This is a genomic window from Chitinophaga sp. (genome assembly GCF_035564935.1).
Lineage (GTDB): Bacteria > Bacteroidota > Bacteroidia > Chitinophagales > Chitinophagaceae > Chitinophaga.
Genome location: NZ_DATMTE010000121.1, coordinates 1 through 2,900, shown reverse-complemented (window position 1 = coordinate 2,900; position 2,900 = coordinate 1). Strand labels below are relative to the sequence as shown.

The 2,900-nt window shown below is 44.7% G+C and carries 4 protein-coding genes; 2 read left to right on the top strand and 2 right to left on the bottom strand.

Annotation, left to right across the window (positions count from 1 at the left end; genetic code table 11):
* Positions 1 to 364, bottom strand: a 364-nt coding sequence (locus VN105_RS03255; protein WP_325637878.1) for a sigma-70 family RNA polymerase sigma factor, incomplete at its 3' end; no start/stop codon positions are given.
* 142 nt (positions 365 to 506) lie between these two features.
* On the opposite strand from VN105_RS03255, the gene VN105_RS03250 reads away from it, so the two are divergent.
* Complete coding sequence (locus VN105_RS03250) at positions 507 to 1,412, top strand: AraC family transcriptional regulator (RefSeq protein WP_325637876.1); 906 nt, start codon at positions 507 to 509, stop codon at positions 1,410 to 1,412.
* A 74-nt stretch (positions 1,413 to 1,486) separates the two neighbouring features.
* Positions 1,487 to 2,323, top strand: a complete 837-nt coding sequence (locus VN105_RS03245; protein WP_325637874.1) for an SDR family NAD(P)-dependent oxidoreductase — start codon at positions 1,487 to 1,489, stop codon at positions 2,321 to 2,323.
* Between the two features lie 64 nt (positions 2,324 to 2,387).
* On the opposite strand, the gene VN105_RS03240 is transcribed toward VN105_RS03245, so the two are convergent.
* Positions 2,388 to 2,900, bottom strand: a 513-nt coding sequence (locus tag VN105_RS03240; protein WP_325637872.1) for an ABC transporter permease, incomplete at its 5' end; no start/stop codon positions are given.

Sequence of the window (2,900 nt, the reverse complement as noted above, 5' to 3'; positions counted from 1 at the left end):
CCCGGGATTTAAGCATTTCATGATCAGCAGTGTCGTCTCCCTTCTCTGTAAGATACAGTAGCTCTTTTTGAGAAATCCGTTGCCTGTCCTGCTGCTTCAGGTAATTAAGACAAGCATTCCGAACCGATACATATAGGAATGATTTAATCTTCGAAAGCTCCTCAAAATCCCCCCGCCTGTTAAATAATTTCACCATACATTCCTGAACGATGTCCTCCGCTTCCCCCGCATGATCAACAATCTGCCGGGCGAAATACACCAGACCTTTATAGTATTTTTCATATAAGAGAACCGTTCCATCGTTTTCTCCCAGCCTGAACAGATCCAACAGGTCTGCATCACTTATATGTTGATTTTTGCGCAATTGTTGAAGGTTATCGTGCCAATCTATAAATAAATAAGCAAAAAAAGAAAAAGAGATGCTTACAAAACCTGTTATTTAAACCGGGGAACGCCTCATTTATTTATGAAAAAAAAGTTTCAATTTTGCAAAAGCATCACTGGCTATGGCAAAAGCAACAGAATCACTTGAACAGTTTTACAGGGATAAGTATGGCAGCATATCTGAAGATCTCCAGAAGAACATCGGGCAGTTTAATGTTTTTAGAATTGAAGACAGGATCCGGACAGGCACTACCTCGCCCACCTTTATCCGCAGGGATTTCTTTAAGATCATGCTTTTCCGGGGAGATAATACCTTCCACTATGGCAACAGGAGTATCCCGATAAGCGGGAATACATTACTTTTTTTTAATCCTCATATACCATACACTTATGAGCCGCTGGCTTTCAATATCGGTGGTTATTTCTGCGTATTCAGGGATGAGTTCTTTAAAGAAAGCCTGCGCCTGGACCTGGCCTCGCTCCCCCTGTTCGCTATGGGCGCACAGCCTGTGTTTGGCCTTGATGATGAAAAAACACACGAAGTAAAAGACCTCTTTGAAAAAATTATCAGGGAGTTTGATTCGGATTATATCTATAAATATGAACTGATAAAGAACTATGTCAGCGAACTGATTTATATGGCGATGAAACTGCAGCCTGTAAGCAATTCGCTTGAACATCCGGATGCAGCCTCCCGGATCACATCGGTTTTCAGGGAGCTCCTGGAACGTCAGTTTCCCATTGAATCAACTTCGCAACGTTTTGAACTGCGTTCCCCAAAAGTATTTGCAGAAAGGCTCTCCGTTCATGTCAATTACCTCAACCGGGCCATAAAGAAAACCACCGGACACACCACCACCGGTCTTATCTTTGAGCGTCTTACCGCGGAAGCCAAAGCGCTTTTAAAACACACTAACTGGAACATTGCCGAAATCAGCTATGTGCTGGGATTCGAAGACCAGGCGCACTTCAATAACTTTTTCCGGAAACAAACCACTATGAGCCCTTCTGCCTTCAGGCAGGTTTGAATCTGACAAATAATGGTTTGTATACCACAAAAATGGAATCTGCCTGCAAAGTACCTTTGCTCAAAATAAAAATTATGAGCGATACAAAAGTCTGGTATATCACAGGTGCATCCAAAGGAATAGGGCTGTCTCTTGTAAAACAACTATTGGCAAAAGGACACCGCGTTGCGGCAACCTCAAGATCAATTACTGCATTTGAAGCGTTTAATGGAAATGACGACAGGTGGCTTCCATTGGAAGTTGACCTGAAAAGTGAACAGTCAGTAGCCGCATCCATTCAGAAAACAATTGAAAAATTCGGTCGCCTTGATGTAGTGGTAAACAACGCCGGTTACGGATTAGGCGGTGCTTTGGAGGAACTCACAGCAGCGGAGATCAATGAAAACTTCCAGGTTAATCTTTTTGCTGTTATGCGCGTGATCCAACAGGCGTTACCCTATATGAGAAAACAACGGTCAGGTCACATCATCAATATTTCTTCCATCGCAGGCTTTGCACCGGGTACCGGGTGGACGGCTTACTGCGCAGCCAAATTTGCCGTGAGCGGCCTCAGCGAAGCCCTGGCCAACGACCTGAAACCATTGGGCATTCATGTCACCAACGTGATGCCGGGCGCATTCAGAACCAGCTTCGCCAAAGCAGATTCCATCGCATACAGCAAAAGAACAATAGAAGACTATACTCATCTGCGGGAATATCACGCCAGGATGAATGGTATGGATGGCACGCAAACAGGCGATCCTGATAAGATGGCCGATATATTCCTGGAGCTGGTTACCAGCCCCACTCCCGCTGTCAACCTGTTCCTGGGAAGCGATGCCTTCAACCGTGCACAAATTAAAATAGCGCAATTGCAGGCGGAAATGGATACCTGGAAGAACGTTTCCCTTTCAACGGATTTTATTGCTTAAAATGTAATTTCAGGCTGTTTAAATAAAGGCCCTCAGATCTTGCGGACTGGGGGCTTTTTATCTCCTATTCACTCCTCAGACTCTTAACCGGGTTCGCCATTGCAGCCTTTACCGCCTGGAAACTCACCGTAAACACGGCAATCAACAACACCAGTACTCCCGCCCAACCAAATAAAGACCAACCCATGGTGATCCTGTAAGGATAATGCTCCAGCCATTTTACACCTGCCAGCCATGCCAGCGGAATAGCTATTACCAGGGCAATGATCACCAGCTTCACAAATTCCAGCGACAAAACCGCTACGATATTCCGGACGGATGCCCCCAATACTTTCCGGATACCTATCTCCTTTGTACGCTTTTCCGCAGAAAGCACCGAAAGCCCAAATAATCCTATACAACTTATAAAGATGGTCAATATAGCGCCGTAAAAAATGATTTGCTTCCACCTGGCTTCTGATTCATAATTCCGCTGGTTCACTTCGTTCTTAAATACATAAGAATACGGGCTGAAAGGGAAAAAACTCCTGAACTTTGTTTCTATATACTTAAGACTGCGGGTAGCGGCATTAGGGCG